The 14,240-nt window shown below is 68.3% G+C and carries 17 protein-coding genes; 4 read left to right on the top strand and 13 right to left on the bottom strand.

What is annotated here, in order from left to right:
* From ABE543_RS04530 to ABE543_RS04475, 12 genes are all read right to left on the bottom strand, one after another.
* Positions 1-771 (bottom strand): glycosyltransferase family 2 protein, encoded by a 771-nt coding sequence (locus ABE543_RS04530; protein ID WP_053518077.1) that lies wholly within the window; start codon positions 769-771, stop codon positions 1-3.
* Positions 761-2,446, bottom strand: a complete 1,686-nt coding sequence (locus ABE543_RS04525; protein ID WP_193396718.1) for an AMP-binding protein — start codon at positions 2,444-2,446, stop codon at positions 761-763. The genes ABE543_RS04530 and ABE543_RS04525 overlap by 11 nt, the downstream gene beginning before the upstream one ends.
* Positions 2,439-2,990, bottom strand: a complete 552-nt coding sequence (locus tag ABE543_RS04520; RefSeq protein WP_053518075.1) for a hypothetical protein — start codon at positions 2,988-2,990, stop codon at positions 2,439-2,441. The genes ABE543_RS04525 and ABE543_RS04520 overlap by 8 nt, the downstream gene beginning before the upstream one ends.
* A 22-nt stretch (positions 2,991-3,012) precedes the next feature.
* Positions 3,013-3,270, bottom strand: a complete 258-nt coding sequence (locus tag ABE543_RS04515) for an acyl carrier protein (protein WP_053518073.1) — start codon at positions 3,268-3,270, stop codon at positions 3,013-3,015.
* A 17-nt stretch (positions 3,271-3,287) separates the two neighbouring features.
* A complete protein-coding gene (locus ABE543_RS04510; protein WP_053518072.1) occupies positions 3,288-3,545 on the bottom strand; it encodes a phosphopantetheine-binding protein in 258 nt (85 codons plus the stop codon).
* On the bottom strand, positions 3,532-4,329 hold the full coding sequence (locus tag ABE543_RS04505) for a lysophospholipid acyltransferase family protein (protein ID WP_346475356.1): 798 nt from the start codon (positions 4,327-4,329) through the stop codon (positions 3,532-3,534). Before ABE543_RS04505 ends, ABE543_RS04510 begins: the two co-directional genes overlap by 14 nt.
* On the bottom strand, positions 4,322-5,065 hold the full coding sequence (locus ABE543_RS04500) for a beta-ketoacyl synthase chain length factor (RefSeq protein ID WP_053518071.1): 744 nt from the start codon (positions 5,063-5,065) through the stop codon (positions 4,322-4,324). Before ABE543_RS04500 ends, ABE543_RS04505 begins: the two co-directional genes overlap by 8 nt.
* Before the next feature lie 214 nt (positions 5,066-5,279).
* Positions 5,280-6,293 (bottom strand): cytochrome d ubiquinol oxidase subunit II, encoded by a 1,014-nt coding sequence (gene cydB / locus ABE543_RS04495; protein ID WP_065174269.1) that lies wholly within the window; start codon positions 6,291-6,293, stop codon positions 5,280-5,282.
* A 1-nt stretch (position 6,294) separates the two neighbouring features.
* Positions 6,295-7,692 (bottom strand): cytochrome ubiquinol oxidase subunit I, encoded by a 1,398-nt coding sequence (locus ABE543_RS04490; RefSeq protein ID WP_253119109.1) that lies wholly within the window; start codon positions 7,690-7,692, stop codon positions 6,295-6,297.
* 296 nt (positions 7,693-7,988) lie between these two features.
* Positions 7,989-8,204 carry a hypothetical protein gene (locus ABE543_RS04485; protein WP_053519921.1) on the bottom strand — a complete coding sequence of 72 codons (216 nt, stop codon included), beginning with the start codon at positions 8,202-8,204 and terminating at the stop codon, positions 7,989-7,991.
* Positions 8,201-8,842, bottom strand: coding sequence for a sigma-70 family RNA polymerase sigma factor (locus tag ABE543_RS04480; protein WP_053519922.1), 642 nt, complete (start codon positions 8,840-8,842; stop codon positions 8,201-8,203). The genes ABE543_RS04485 and ABE543_RS04480 overlap by 4 nt, the downstream gene beginning before the upstream one ends.
* 37 nt (positions 8,843-8,879) lie before the next feature.
* On the bottom strand, positions 8,880-9,209 hold the full coding sequence (locus ABE543_RS04475) for a hypothetical protein (protein WP_053519923.1): 330 nt from the start codon (positions 9,207-9,209) through the stop codon (positions 8,880-8,882).
* 167 nt (positions 9,210-9,376) lie between these two features.
* On the opposite strand from ABE543_RS04475, the gene ABE543_RS04470 reads away from it, so the two are divergent.
* Genes ABE543_RS04470 through hemF form a run of 4 tightly spaced genes read left to right on the top strand, consistent with a single transcriptional unit; the run spans position 9,377 to position 13,693 of the window.
* The gene (locus ABE543_RS04470) at positions 9,377-11,743 is read left to right on the top strand and encodes a S9 family peptidase (protein WP_065181421.1); all 2,367 of its coding nucleotides are present in this window, start codon (positions 9,377-9,379) and stop codon (positions 11,741-11,743) included.
* Entirely contained in the window at positions 11,740-12,159 is a 420-nt protein-coding gene (locus ABE543_RS04465) for an NUDIX domain-containing protein (protein ID WP_111187186.1), read from the top strand. Before ABE543_RS04470 ends, ABE543_RS04465 begins: the two co-directional genes overlap by 4 nt.
* A gap of 27 nt (positions 12,160-12,186) precedes the next feature.
* On the top strand, positions 12,187-12,747 hold the full coding sequence (locus ABE543_RS04460) for a hypothetical protein (RefSeq protein WP_346475355.1): 561 nt from the start codon (positions 12,187-12,189) through the stop codon (positions 12,745-12,747).
* A gap of 49 nt (positions 12,748-12,796) precedes the next feature.
* On the top strand, positions 12,797-13,693 hold the full coding sequence (gene hemF, locus ABE543_RS04455; RefSeq protein ID WP_053519927.1) for an oxygen-dependent coproporphyrinogen oxidase: 897 nt from the start codon (positions 12,797-12,799) through the stop codon (positions 13,691-13,693).
* Between the two features lie 48 nt (positions 13,694-13,741).
* Here the strand turns inward: hemF and ABE543_RS04450 are convergent, their stop codons facing one another.
* Positions 13,742-14,224 carry a YetF domain-containing protein gene (locus ABE543_RS04450; RefSeq protein WP_053519928.1) on the bottom strand — a complete coding sequence of 161 codons (483 nt, stop codon included), beginning with the start codon at positions 14,222-14,224 and terminating at the stop codon, positions 13,742-13,744.
* Between the last annotated feature and the right edge of the window lie 16 nt (positions 14,225-14,240).

Below are 14,240 nucleotides of genomic sequence, written 5' to 3'. Positions count from 1 at the left end.
TCAGCCCTGCCCCTGCAGGCGGCGCCAGAGCAGGCGCGGTGCGCGCCGGAGCATGCCAAAGAACAGGCGCGCATGCATGCGGCTGATGCGTACGTTGTCGCGCCACACATCGAAATGCGAGACACCGTCTGCCGGATAGGTCACCCGCGTCGCCAGATGTTCCACCGGCACCTGCCGCCAGTACAGCCGCACCATCACTTCGGTATCGAAATCCATGCGCCGGCCGATGGTCTCTTCGCCCATCAGGCGCAGCACCGGAGGCAGTGGATAGACACGGAAACCGCACATGGTGTCGCGCAGATGCAGCGACAGCGTGTTGATCCAGACCCAGACATGCGTTGCGTAGCGACCGTACAGGCGGGCCTTGGGCACACTGGCGTCGTAGGCGGGAATGCCGCAGATCACCGCGTCCTGCCGCGCACGCGCGGCCGCGATGAAGCGCGGCAGGTCGCCGGTGTCATGCTGGCCGTCGGCATCGATCTGCAGCACGTGGCTGCAGCCCCGCCTTGCGGCCTCGGCGAAGCCCGCCAGCATCGCCCCACCCTTGCCCTGGTTGACCGGCAGACGCAGCAGATCGACCCCTTCACGCTGTGCCAGCGCCTGCAGCACCGAAGCACATGATGCATGCGAGCCATCGTCCACAAGCAGGCAGGGCAGGCCAGCGCGCTGCACGCCATCGACCACCGCGGCGACAGCATGTTCGTGGTCGTAGACGGGAATCACCACCAGTGGCGCGAACGCGGCACCGGCATCGGCCGGATCACTGCGCATCGGCGAAGACCATCCTGCCACTGGCGTGTACGCCATGCACGGAGGCATAGCGGAAGACCAGCACGTTGCGTGCGGTATCCCAGTCCAGATGCAGCGTCAGCTCGTCGCCCGGACGCGCCACATGCTGGAACTTCACCGCATCCATGCGCACGAACCCCTCCGGCATCGCAAAGGCCTGCCGGGCAAAGCGCACCGCCCAGTCCACCTGGGCCACGCCCGGCAGGATCGCGGCCTGCGGGAAATGTCCCTGGAACGGGCGCAGCGCCGGGTCCAGGGTCATGCGCAGGGTAGCGCTGGCCGCCTCGCGCCGATCCCATACCGGCACCGGCATCGACGGCTGGAACAGGGCCACCAGCGCGGCCTGGGTCACCTTGCCCTGCGCATTCACCGGCAGCGTGGGTACCAGCCGCCAGCGGCGCGGACGGGTCACGGCGTCATGGCTCCGTGCAAGGCGCGCGGCCAGCCGCTGGCCCAGCGCGCGGCGCGCGGCATCATCGGCATCAAGCAGTGCCGCATCGGCCGGCACCACCACGGCCGCCAGCTGCTCGCGCTGGCCGGGCAGCACCAGCACGCGCACGTCATCGACGTCCGCGTCGTCGCGCAACGCACGTTCCAGCGCATCGAGCGAAACGCGGCGCTCTTCGATCTTGACGATGCGGTCGGCGCGGCCGAGCAGGCGGAAGCACCCCTCGGCCAGCGCTTCCACCCGATCCTGCGTGCACCACCAGTCGCGGCTCTGCAGATGGGGTGAAGCCACCGCCAGGCAGCCTCCCTCGATTCTCCACTGCACCCCCGGAAGCGGCTGCCAGGGCGGAAGATCGGTATCCCAGCGACGCCAGGCGATGCCGCCGGTCTCGCTGCTGCCGTAGACCTCGGTCGGTGCGACTGCCATCCATTGCCGCACCTGCCGCGCTGCCTCTTCCGGCAGCGGGCCGCCAGAGGAGAACACAGCGCGCAGGTGGCCCTGCAGGCTGGCCCAATCCAGCTGCGCAGGCAGGCGCTTGAGGTGCGCCGGGGTCGCCACCAGCACCGTCTGCGTGCCCGCCAGCGCAGCGACCAGATCCTCATGGAAGAACCGCCGCGGATGGATCAGGCGACCGGCGGCCAGCGGCCACAGCACGCGGAACAGCAGGCCGTAGATGTGCTGGTGCGACACCGTGCCATGCACCTGCGCGCCTTCCAGCTGTGCGCCGAACGCGGCCTGCAACGCATCGACCTCGCGCGCCAGCTGGTCCAGGCGCTTGTCGATCGCAGTGGGTTCGCCGGTGCTGCCCGACGTGAACACGCACAGCTCGCAGGCATGCTCGTCCAACGCATCCAGCTCGACCTGCGCACCGGCGGCCGCCATCATCAGTGGCCGGTAATCACGGGAAACGTCACCGGCAAAACCGCTCACCTGCGGCTGCAGGGCCTGCAGCGTGGCGGGCAGGTTGTCGGCGGCCAGGAACACCCGCTTGCCGGCGTGCCAGGCACCGAACAGCGCCTCGGCGAACGACACGGCATCATCGAAGTACAGCGCCCAGTCACGGCCGTCAGTGGCGGCAAACGCCGTACGCCAGGCCAGTACGCGCTGACGGAATTGCTGATGGTCGACCACTTCGCCATCGCGGATGCCGACAGCACGCTGCGGCCGCGCATCCCGCAGCAGCCGGTCCAGGGCAATCCACTCAGCCATGGGCGTGCGCCGCCTTCACCCGTCGCCGCACCAGCCATTCGCCTGCGAACAATACGCCCATCATCACGTACGCCAACAATCCGTTGTAGAGCATCCAGACCCGATCCGATGCGTACAGCGCGGTGAGCAGGGCCAGACTGCCGTTGAGAACGAAGAAGCCGCACCACACCTGGGTGACGCGGCGGGTATAGGCCACCGCGAACGGTGGCAGGTCCGGCTCCTGCAGCCGCGCCAGGCGCTCCACCAGCGGCGGCCCGAACCGCAGGCTGATGGCGAACACGCACAGCATCACCACGTTCACCAGCGCTGGGTACAGCTTCAGCGGCAGCGCCTGGTTGAGCACGGTGGCCAGCACCGCCAGCAGTCCGGTACCGGCTGCAGCAGCCCACCACAGCGGCTGGCGCGTGCTCAGGGCACGCAGCAATGCCAGGGTGAACAGCAGCAGTGCCAGCCAGCGCGGCTCGAAGCGGCCCATCGCCAGGTAGACGAGCAGCGGGTAGGCCAGCGAAATCGCCGCCACCACGACCGTACGCGCGCGTGCCAAGGCGGAGCCGCCCGCGCTGCGGTCAGGCTGCTGCCTGGTCCGGCAGCAGCCGGTGCACGACATCCACGATGTCCTGCACGGTGCGCACGGCCTTGAACGCTTCCGGCTGCAGGTTGCGGCCGAGCAGCGGCTTGAGCTGCACGATCAGGTCGACCGCATCGATGCTGTCGATGTCCAGGTCGTCATAGAGACGGGCCTCGGGGGTGATCCGGGCCGGTTCGATCTCGAAGCTGTCGGTCAGGATGTTGACGATGCGTTCGAACAGTTCATTCTTGGTCATGGCAGCTCCTGGCGCCGTTACGACTGGCGGGCGGCGACGAACTCGCCGAGCGCGCGCACGCTGGAGAAATGGCGCCGGGTCTCTTCCGAGTCGGACGACAGGCTCACACCGTACTTCTTCTGCAGCGCCAGGCCCAGTTCCAGAGCGTCGATCGAATCCAGGCCCAGGCCCTCGACGAACAGCGGCGCGGTCGGATCGATGTCCTCCGGCGTGATGTCCTCCAGTGAAAGCGAGGAAATGATCAATTCCTTGATCTCGTGCTCAAGTGCTTGCACGGGTCGAATCTCCAGACAGGTCGAAATAACGAGAAAGGTGCTCGGTGACGCGGCGTGCTGCCAAGGCATCCCCCCTTGGCGCGTCGTCTTCGGCCAGGAATGGCGCGATCGGGATATCTTCGCCGATCTGCAGCCGAACGTGAAAGCGACGTGAGGGCACACGATACCATTTCTGCCCTTTGCTCAGGGTTGGCGGGGTACAGGTGATCCGCACCGGCGTGATGTCCAGCCGGCCGCGGACGGCGATATTGGCGGCCCCACGCTGAAGCCTCGGCGACTGGCCGGGCACGCTGCGGGTCCCTTCCGGGAAGATGACGAGGCTGCCGCCGGCCCGTACCGCGGCCACGCAGTCATCGACCAGGCCGGCCCCGTCGTCATTGGAAATGTAGCCGGCGGCCCGGACCGGGCCCCGCATGAACGGGTTGCGGGCCACCGCCCGTTTGACCACGCAGTCGGCATTGGGCAGCAGCGAGACCAGGCAGACCACGTCGATCAGGGTGGGGTGGTTGGCCAGGACCAGCAGGCCGTCGCTCTGCAGGCGCTCGCGCCCTTCGATCTCATAGGTCATCACCCCGAGCCCGCGCATCAGCCGCAGGTGGCTGGCGAACGCCACCTGCACCACGCGGCGGGCGCGACGGCGGCGGGCCACCGGATCACGCATCAGCAGCAGGACCGGCATCACCACGGCGCCCAGCAGCAGTCCGCCGATGCCGAACGCAGCAAAACTCAGGCCGGTGCCCACCACCCGCCAGGCAAGATCGAGGCGGCGCAGCGCCTCAGCCACGGCGGCTCCAGCGCCAGCGCTGGCCATTGGCAACGTGTTCCAGCGCCGGCGCGCCCGCGAGCAGGAAGCGGTGCAGGTCCAACGCGTGCGGCAACAGGCCGGGCGCGGCGGTAACCGGGGCCGGCGCGCCATCCCACTGCAGCGACAGCGTCGGCAGCGCCTGTGTCGGCGCCACCACACGCCAGCACCAAGCGAAGAACGGGTCGGGTTCGTCGGCGAACGTCGCGTAAACTTCGGGCAACGGCGACTCGTAGACCACCACCCGCACTTCGCGGGCGCCATCGGCCAGCAGACCGGCGGCCTCCAGGCAGGCGGCCTCCACCGTCGCCTGGCCGGCAGCCAGCGCCAGATAGTTGCCGCGATGGCCACGAGCGATCGAGTACAGCGCAGCGATCGCGTTATGGACCGACAGGCCGAATCCGGTGGGCGACAGGGGCTGCTCGTTCACCAGCGCCCCGAGCAGGTCCATCGAGCGCGCTACATCACCATGGCGGCTGGCAAACACCAGCGGTACCTGGCTGTCGGCCCCTTGGCCATCCTCGCACCAGCAGGCCGTCTGGATCGCCATCCGCCCCAGCCGCTCGATGCGGCGGCGCTGCATCGCGGGCACCTCGGACAGCGCCGGCGTGCCCTCGCCCTGTGGCAGGAAGGGTGCGTCAGCCCAGCTCAGCCACTGGCTGCGCTCGCTCAGGCCAGGTGCCCAGGCAGCCCAGTCGACGATGGAGAATTCGATCATCTAGCGATGGTGCTTCATCAGGAGAACGATGGCACGAGCCATTATGGCGACGCGCGGCGGCCCCCCGTCCCTGCAGCCGTGCGTCCGTCCAGGACGTCGCCGGCTGCCCCCCTGGCGGCCGGAAAGGAGCGCACGCTAGCACGTCCTGCGCAGGGTGTGCAGGTTTCACATTGCACAACACGGGGCCGGCACCTGTGGCCCCGCACGCCATTGCTCAGTGGTAACCGGCTCCGGCCTGCACTTTGCCGCGGAATACCCGGTACGACCACGCCGTATAGCCGAGGATGACCGGCAGCAGAATGACCAGCCCGACCAGGGTGAAGCCGAGCGAGGACGCCGGTGCGGCTGCCTGCCACAACGTCATCGAGGGCGGCAGCAGGTACGGCCACATGCCCAGCACCAGGCCCAGGAAGCCGAGAATGAACAGCGCCAGGCTGAGCAGGAACGGCGGCAGGTCGCGGCGTGGATGCGTGGCGCTGCGCCACAACGCAGCGGCCACCGCCAGGGTCAGCAACGGCACCGGTGACAGCCACCAGAAGTTGCCGTCACTGAACCAGCGCGCCATCAACCGCGAGTCCAGGAACGGCAGCCAGCTGCTGACCAGGCCCATCGCTGCGATCACCGCCACCACCAGCGGCCGTGTCAGCTGCCGCGCCAGCGCCTGCACGCGCCCTTCCGTCTTCAGGATCAGCCAGGTGCTGCCCAGCAATGCGTAACCGGCGACCAGCGCCGCGCCGGTGAGCATCGCAAACGGGCTGAACCAGGCAAACGCACCGCCGTGGTAGACCCCGTCCACCAGGGGCAGCCCCTGCACCAGCGCGCCCAGGATCACGCCCTGGGCGAACGTGGCCAGCAGCGAGCCGAGCGCGAACGCCACGCTCCACAGCCTCCGCGAGCGATGCGCCTTGAAACGGAATTCGAAGGCCACGCCGCGGAACACCAGTGCCACCACCAGCAGCAGCACCGGCAGATACAGCGCCGACAACAGCACTGCATAGGCCTTGGGGAACGCCGCCAGCAGGCCGGCGCCGCCCAGCACCAGCCACGTCTCGTTGCCGTCCCAGATGGGCGCAGCCGTGTTCATCATCAGGTCGAGCTGCTCCTCGTCCTCGGCGAACGGCGCAAGGATGCCGATGCCCAGCACGAACCCGTCCAGCACCACGTACATCAGTACGCCGAAGCCGATCACCGCGAACCACGCCACCGGCAGCCAGGTCACCAGGTCCATGTCAGCGCTCCTCCAGCGGTTCGTCGGCGGCGGACAGCGGCCGTGCCGGGGTGTGGCTGCCGTGGTCCAGCGAGGGCCCCTGGTCGTGGGGCTGCGGTCCATGGCGCAGGATCTTCACCAGGTACCAGATGCCCCAGCCGAAGACGAAGGCGTAGCCGACGACGTAGACCCCCAGCGACAGCGCGGTCATCCATGCGCTCTGCGGGCCGACCGCATCGGCAGTACGCAGCACGCCGTAGACCACCCACGGCTGCCGCCCCATCTCGGTGACGAACCAGCCGGAGAGCAGCGCGATGAAGCCGCTCGGCAACATCCAGTTCCAGCCGCGCAGCAGCCACGGCGAATCCAGCAGCTTCCTCCGCCACAGCTGGAACGCCGACACCCATGCCAGCAGCAGCATCAGCGTGCCCAGTCCAACCATGATGCGGAAGGCGAAGAACACCGGCGTCACCGGTGGCCGTTCACTGGCCGGTACCGAAGTCAGCGGATCGAAGGTGCCGTCCAGCGAATGGGTCAGGATCACGCTGCCCAGCTTCGGAATGGCGACTTCGAAGTCGTTGCGCTCGTCCTTTTCGTTGGGCAGCGCGAATACCACCAGCGGCACGCCCTCGCCTTCGCCGGATTCATGCCAGTGCGCTTCCACCGCCGCGATCTTCATCGGCTGGTGCTTGAGGGTGTTCAGGCCATGCATGTCGCCGACGAAGATCTGCACCGGCACGGTCAGCGCGGCAAACGCCACGGCCGCGATCAGCATGCGTCGGCCCGCCTCCACGTGCGTTCCCCTGCGCAGGTACCACGCACCCACGCCGCCGATCACGAAGCAGGTGGTGATGAACGAGCCCAGCGCCATGTGCGCCAGCCGGTACGGGAACGACGGGTTGAACACCACCTGCCACCAGTCCACCGGATGCACGATGCCATTGACCATCTCGTAGCCGGCCGGGGTGTGCAGCCAGCTGTTGGACGACAGGATCCAGAACGTGGAGAACAGCGTGCCCAGCGCCACCATGCAGGTGGACAGGAAATGCAGGCGCGGCGAAACCCGGCCCCAGCCGAACATCATCACGCCCAGGAAGCTGGCTTCCAGGAAGAACGCGGTCAGCACCTCGTAGGTCAGCAGCGGGCCGATGACGGTACCGGCCACCTCGCTCAGGCGCGGCCAGTGGGTGCCGAACTGGAAGGCCATGACGATGCCGCTGACCACGCCCATGCCGAACGATACGGCGAAGATCTTCTGCCAGAAGAAGTACAGCTCCCGCCAGACCGGGAGACGGGTACGCAGCCAGCGCCATTCGACGAAGGCCAGCCAGCTGGCCGTGCCAATGGTGAAGGCCGGGAACAGCACATGGAAACTGATGACGAATCCGAACTGGATCCGGGACAACAACAACGCGTCCAAGGGACGCCTCCTGCCTGCGACCGGTGGGATACCGGACCACTTTAGGAATATTTCGTTACGCCGGGATGCGACCGGGTGACGCGCTGCTTCACTCTGTCGCAGGGGAAGCCGCCGGGCATGGCCGCGCCCCATGACCTGCCGGCGCCGATCCGCCGGGCATGGCCCGGCGCTACTCATTGATCCGCCGATCCGCCGGGCATGGCCCGGCGCTACCCATTGATCCGCCGATCCGCCGGGAATGGCCCTGCGCTACCCATTGATCCCCAGGTAGCGCCGGGCCATGCCCGGCGAGAGCCTCAAGGCCAGAAGTACCAGGCACCGGCCGCCAGCAGCGCGCCCACCAGCAGCACCTGCACCACCACATAGCCCACGCCACTGTCGCGCGACTCACTGGCAATACGCGTCTGCAACGCCTCGCTCACGTCCGGGGTCTGTTCCTGCCGTGCCTGTTCACGCAACGCCTGCGCCAGCGCGCGCTCGTCGGCATCGCGGGGATCGGTCGGTGGATTCACAGCAGTTCTCCGGCGGTGGCATGCCGCGTCAGTTCCTGCTTCAGGAGCAGACGCGCGCGGTGCAGGTGGCTTTTGATGGTACCGCGCGCAAGACCGGTCACCTGCTCGATCTCTGCCAGGTCGAAATCCTCCAGGTAGTGCAGGCCGACGATCAGGCGCTGCGGCGGGCTCAACCGCTCCAGCGCCGCACCCAGCTGGCGGCCGGCCTGCAGCGCTTGGCTGAGTTCGGCCGGGCCCGGTCCCTCGTCACCGATGCCCAGATCCTCCGGTACCTCCACCGCCACCATCCACTGCGCTTCCAGGCGCCGGCGACGCAGGTGCTGCAATGCGGTGGTGTAGGCCACCCGTGAGATCCAGGTCCGCAGCGAGGATTCGAAGCGGAACCGGTGCAGTTGCCGGAACACCGCCAGGAAGGTCTCCTGCAGCAGGTCAGCGACCTGATCGCGGTCACCCACCATGCGACCGATCACATGCGCGCACGTGCGCTGATGGGCCTGCACCAGCTGCGCGAACGCCGGTTGCGAGCCATCGATGATGGCCCGCACCAGCGCCGCATCATCTTCGATGACCGCGGCCGCCGCGGCGTCCTGCCGGCGGCGGCCGCGCAGGGCGGACAGGGCTTCGCCCAGCAGGCTCATGCGCACCGCTCCCCCGGGGCGTGTGGCATGCCGGCGCTCAGCTCTTGCGCACGGCGGGGCGGGTGAAGTGCCAGGCCAGCAGCTGGCCCAGGCCGGCACTGCCCACCAGGGCGGCAGCGGCGCCAAAGGTGAGGTCGCGGGCGCCCAGGACTTCCAGCAGGCCCATGGCCAGGGCCAGGCACACCAGGCTGATGCCCCAGCGCAGCGCGCCCTGGCGGCGGCGCTCTTCCTCCAGCACGGCCAGGGAGCGGATCACCTCCTCGGGCACGTGCGGTGCGACCAGCTTGCTGCGCGCGCGCGCATCGGCGATGGCGTGGATGGCGTAGGCGATGCAGATGAAGAGGGTGATCGGGATGAGTTCCTGCATGGTCGTGCTCCTGTGCGGTGAATGATGCGGGTTCAGGAGAATGGATGCGCGATGGCGGGCACCGGTTGCACCGCTTTGCCGATCCCGCTGCCATGACCTGTGGCCCCCTCCTGCGGCGCGAACGGCTGCTACCCTTGCCCGGTTTCCTTTTCTGGTGCCGTCCGCCCATGTCCCGAGTGCTGCCCCTGTCCCTCCTGCTGTCGGCCGTGCTGGCCGCACCGGCCGCCCATGCCGCGCCGACGCCGATCACCATCGAACAGGCCATGGCGGATCCGGACTGGATCGGTCCGCCGGTCGAGAAGGCCTGGTGGTCGTGGAACAGCCAGCAGGTCGAGTACCAGCTCAAGCGCAACGGCAGCCCGGTGCGCGACACCTTCCGCCAGCCCGTGGCCGGTGGTGTTGCGGCCCAGGTGGCAGACGACCAGCGCGGCACCCTGGACGTGGCCGATCCGGTCTACGACCGCACCCGCACCCGCAGCGCCTTCGTCCGCAACGGCGACGTGTTCGTGCGCGACCTGCGCAGCGGCGCGCTCACCCAGCTCACGCGCAGCAACGAGCGCGCCAGCGGGGTGAACTTCGCTGCCGACAACGGCGTGATCTGGCGGGTGGGCCAGAACTGGTTCCACTGGACCGCTGCCGGCGGCGTGCAGCAGGTTGCCAGCCTGAAGGCCGACAAGGACCCCAACAGCGCGCCCAAGGACGACCTGCTGCGCGACCAGCAGCTGCGTACCCTGGAAACCCTGCGTCGCGACCGCGAGCAGCGCGAGGCATTGAAGGACCAGGACCAGCGCTGGCGCCAGGCCGACCCGACCCGCGCGCCGGGCCCGGTATACCTGGGCGCCGACGTGGAGATCGCCGACAGCGTGCTGTCGCCGGACCTGGGCCACCTGATCGTGGTGACCACGCCGAAGGACTTCGACGAGGGCCGCACCAGCAAGATGCCGCTGTACGTGACCGAATCCGGTTACGAGGAAACCGAGGACACCCGCACCCGCGTCGGTCGCAATGGCAACGAGCCGCACACCCTGTGGTACGTGGACGTGCGCAGCGGCAAGGCGCAGAAGCTGTCGCTGTCCGGCCTGCCGGGCATCGCCACCGACCCGCTGGCCGACCTGCGCCGCAAGGCCGGCAAGGAGGCGCTGAAGGGCGAACGCAGCGTGCAGGTGATGAGCGACTTCATGGGCGGCGGCATGCGCTGGAGCGCCGATGGCCAGCAGGCGGCGGTGATGCTGCGCGCCAACGACAACAAGGACCGCTGGATCGTCAGCATCGGCAGCGACGGCCGCGTGCAGAACCGCCACCGGCTGACCGACAACGCGTGGATCAACTGGGGCTTCAACGATTTCGGCTGGATGGCCGATGGCCGCACGCTGTGGCTGCTGTCCGAGGAATCGGGCTTCTCGCACCTGTACACCCAGGCCGGCACTGCCCGGCCGCAGGCGCTGACCAGCGGCAAGTGGGAGACCTCCGCGCCCGTGCTGTCGGCCGACGGCAAGGGCTTCTACTTCCTGTGCAACCAGCAGGCCCCGCACGATTACGAAGTCTGCGCGGTCGACACCGGCAGCCGTCAGGTCCGCGAGCTGACCAGCCTCAACGGCGTGGAAGACTTCTCGCTGTCGCCGGATGGCCAGCAGCTGCTGGTGCGCTACTCCGGTGCCTACCTGCCACCGCAGCTGGCGGTGCTGCCCAGCGCGGGCGGCCAGGCCCGCGTGCTGACCGATACCCGCAGCGCCGACTTCAAGGCGCGCCAGTGGATCCAGCCGAAGCTGGTGGCGGTACCGTCCAGGCATGGCGCCGGCGTGGTCTGGGCCAAGTACTACGAACCCGAGCACAAGGAACCGGGCAGGAAGTACCCGATCGTGATGTTCGTCCACGGTGCCGGCTACCTGCAGAACGTGCACCAGCGCTATCCGGCCTACTTCCGCGAGCAGATGTTCCACAACCTGCTGGTGCAGAAGGGCTACATCGTGCTGGACATGGACTACCGCGGCAGCGAGGGCTACGGCCGCGACTGGCGCACGGCCGTCTACCGCAACATGGGCCACCCGGAACTGGAAGACTACAAGGACGGCCTGGACTGGCTGGTGGACACCCAGCAGGGCGACCGTGACCACGCCGGCATCTACGGTGGCTCCTACGGCGGCTTCATGACCTTCATGGCGCTGTTCCGCGCACCGGGCACCTTCAAGGCCGGTGCCGCGCTGCGCCCGGTGGTGGACTGGCACAACTACAACCACGCCTATACCAGCAACATCCTCAACACGCCGGACATCGATCCGGAGGCGTACCGGGTGTCCTCGCCGATCGAGTACGCGCAGAACCTGCAGGACAACCTGCTGATCGCGCACGGCATGATGGATGACAACGTGTTCTTCCAGGACTCGGTGAACCTGACCCAGCGCCTGATCGAGCTGCACAAGGACAACTGGTCGATCGCCCCGTACCCGCTGGAGCGCCACGGCTACGTCCGCGCCGACTCCTGGCTGGATCAGTACAAGCGCATCCTCAAGCTGTTCGAGCAGAACCTGAAGTGAGCAGTGCCGCGGCCACGATCCACATCGTGGCCGCGGTCATCGTCGACGACCACGGCCGGGCGCTGGTGGTACGCAAGCACGGCGCCGACCGCTTCATCCAGCCCGGAGGCAAGCCCGAACCGGGCGAAACGCCACTGCAGACGCTGGCCCGCGAACTGGACGAGGAGCTGGGTGTGCGCCTGCTCGCCGGCCCGACCGTGGCGCTGGGCCATTTCCAGGACTGGGCGGTGAACGAGCCTGGTCATCGCGTACAGGCCGAGGCCTGGTGGGTGCAGGTACAGGGCACGCCGCAGGCACGCGCGGAAATCGCCGAGCTGGCGTGGGTGCCGCTGCGCCCGCCCCATGGCCTGCGCTTGGCACCCTTGAGCGAACACCATATCCTGCCGGCCGTTGCCACCCGGGTGGCGACCCGCTGAAGACGCCACTGCAGCCAAGGACATCGGATGTCGCTTCAACCGCCCCGGCACCGCCCTGCCACGCCGCTCAACCCGGAGGATTTCGTGCGGCCGCTCGGCCTGGCGTCGCTGCTGATCTGCGCAGCGTTCGTGGTGGCCATGGCGATTCAGGCGCTGGTGGTCTGGCAGCTGTCCGGCGGCCCGTTCTGGCGGTGGATGCTGCTGTCGGCCACTGAACAGCAGTTCCCGCCAAGCGTGCTGTGGATACTGCGCAAGCCGGTGGACGCTACCCTGTGGCTGATGCTGTCAGCGATCCCCGCCGTGCTTTCCAGCTGGGGATTTGCCCGGCGACGTCGCTGGGGGCTGTGGAGCTACGTGGCATTGCTGTGGCTCTCGGCCCTGGCAAACTTCGCCGTCGCCGGGTGGCTGGACAGCGTCCTCGCCGACGTCATCGGGCGTATCGTCGATCCAGACACACTGCGCGAAGCGCGAACCCAACACATCCTCATGTCGCTGACCTTGTTCGGCGGCGCATTCGCCCTGCTCATCGCGCAGGGCTGGCTGGCCTGGCGCCTGCTGCGGCCGGATATCCGCTCCTGCTTCCACTGACCTGCCCTCACCCGCGGCGTGCGGCAGGCCCTGCGGTAAAGTACGCGTCATGAACGAATTCGAGCGCGTGCGCGCCTACCTGACCGACCTGCAGGACCGCATCTGTGCGGCGATCGAAGCGGCCGACGGCCAGGCCCGCTTCCAGGAAGACCTGTGGCAGCGCGCTGAAGGCGGGGGTGGCCGTACCCGCGTGCTGCGCGACGGCGCGGTGTTCGAACAGGCCGGAATCGGCTTCTCGGATGTCTCCGGCAGCCGCCTGCCGCCGTCGGCCTCGGCCAACCGCCCGGAGCTGGCCGGTGCATCCTGGCGCGCCACCGGCGTATCGCTGGTGTTCCACCCGCTCAACCCCTATGTGCCCACCACCCATGCCAACGTGCGCTTCTTCCAGGCGCAGCGCGACGGCGAAGTGGTGGCCAGCTGGTTCGGGGGGGGTTTCGATCTGACCCCCTTCTATCCCTTCGACGAGGACGTGCGCCATTGGCATCAGGTCGCCCACGACCTGTGCGCGCCGTTCGGTGAAGAGCGCTACAGCGCGCACAAGCGCTGGTGCGACGAGTACTTCTTCCTGCGCCACCGCAACGAAACGCGCGGCATCGGCGGCCTGTTCTTCGACGATCTGCACGGCGATTTCGAACGCGACTTCGATTACCTGCGGGCGGTCGGCGACGGCTTCCTCGATGCCTATCTGCCGATCGTGCAGCAGCGCAAGGACATCGCCCATGGCGAGCGCGAGCGCGAATTCCAGCTGTACCGGCGGGGCCGCTATGTGGAATTCAACCTGGTCTACGACCGCGGCACGCTGTTCGGCCTGCAGAGCGGCGGCCGCAGCGAAAGCATCCTGATGAGCCTGCCGCCGCGGGTGCGCTGGGAATACGGCTTCACCCCCGAGGCGGGCAGTCCGGAAGCCCGGCTGGCCGATTACCTGGTCCCGCGCGACTGGCTCTAAGGCATCTCGCGGGGCGGCGTGGCCGTCCCCGCACGCATGCCGCCGGCCCTACGCGTCCGTGTGCCGGGCGATGATCGTGATGTGGCCGGTGGTTTCCAGCAGCGCCACCTGCACATCATCGATGCGCAGGCAGCCCTGCTGGCGCATGGCGGCATCGAAATCGGCCCGGCTGATCAGTTCGCGGCGCAGAACATCCCGCAACAGGGTGCCGTCACGGGCGATCACCACCGGTTCCCCCTCGATCAGGCGCTCCAGGCGGCGGTTGCGGGTGGTCACCCAGCCCACGCCGTAGTTGAGCAGGATCAGGGTCGCGGCGAGCAGCAGGCCACCGCCCAGGGACGTGTCCTGGCCCAGCAGCGCGTTCTGCACCGCGTTGCCCAGCAGCACGATCAGCAGCACGTCGAACGGGGTGATCTGCCCCAGCGCGCGCTTGCCGCTGAGGCGCACCAGGCCCAGCACGACGGTGTAGACCACCACCGCGCGCAGGATGAACTCCCACCACGGCATCGCCAGTGCGAACAGATCGTGCATTGCGGGCTCCCCTGCT

The organism is Stenotrophomonas sp. TWI169 (assembly GCF_039674705.1).
Taxonomy (GTDB): domain Bacteria; phylum Pseudomonadota; class Gammaproteobacteria; order Xanthomonadales; family Xanthomonadaceae; genus Stenotrophomonas; species Stenotrophomonas maltophilia_P.
The sequence above is the reverse complement of the archived record's forward strand: the minus strand, read 5'-3'. Positions and strand labels throughout refer to the sequence as shown.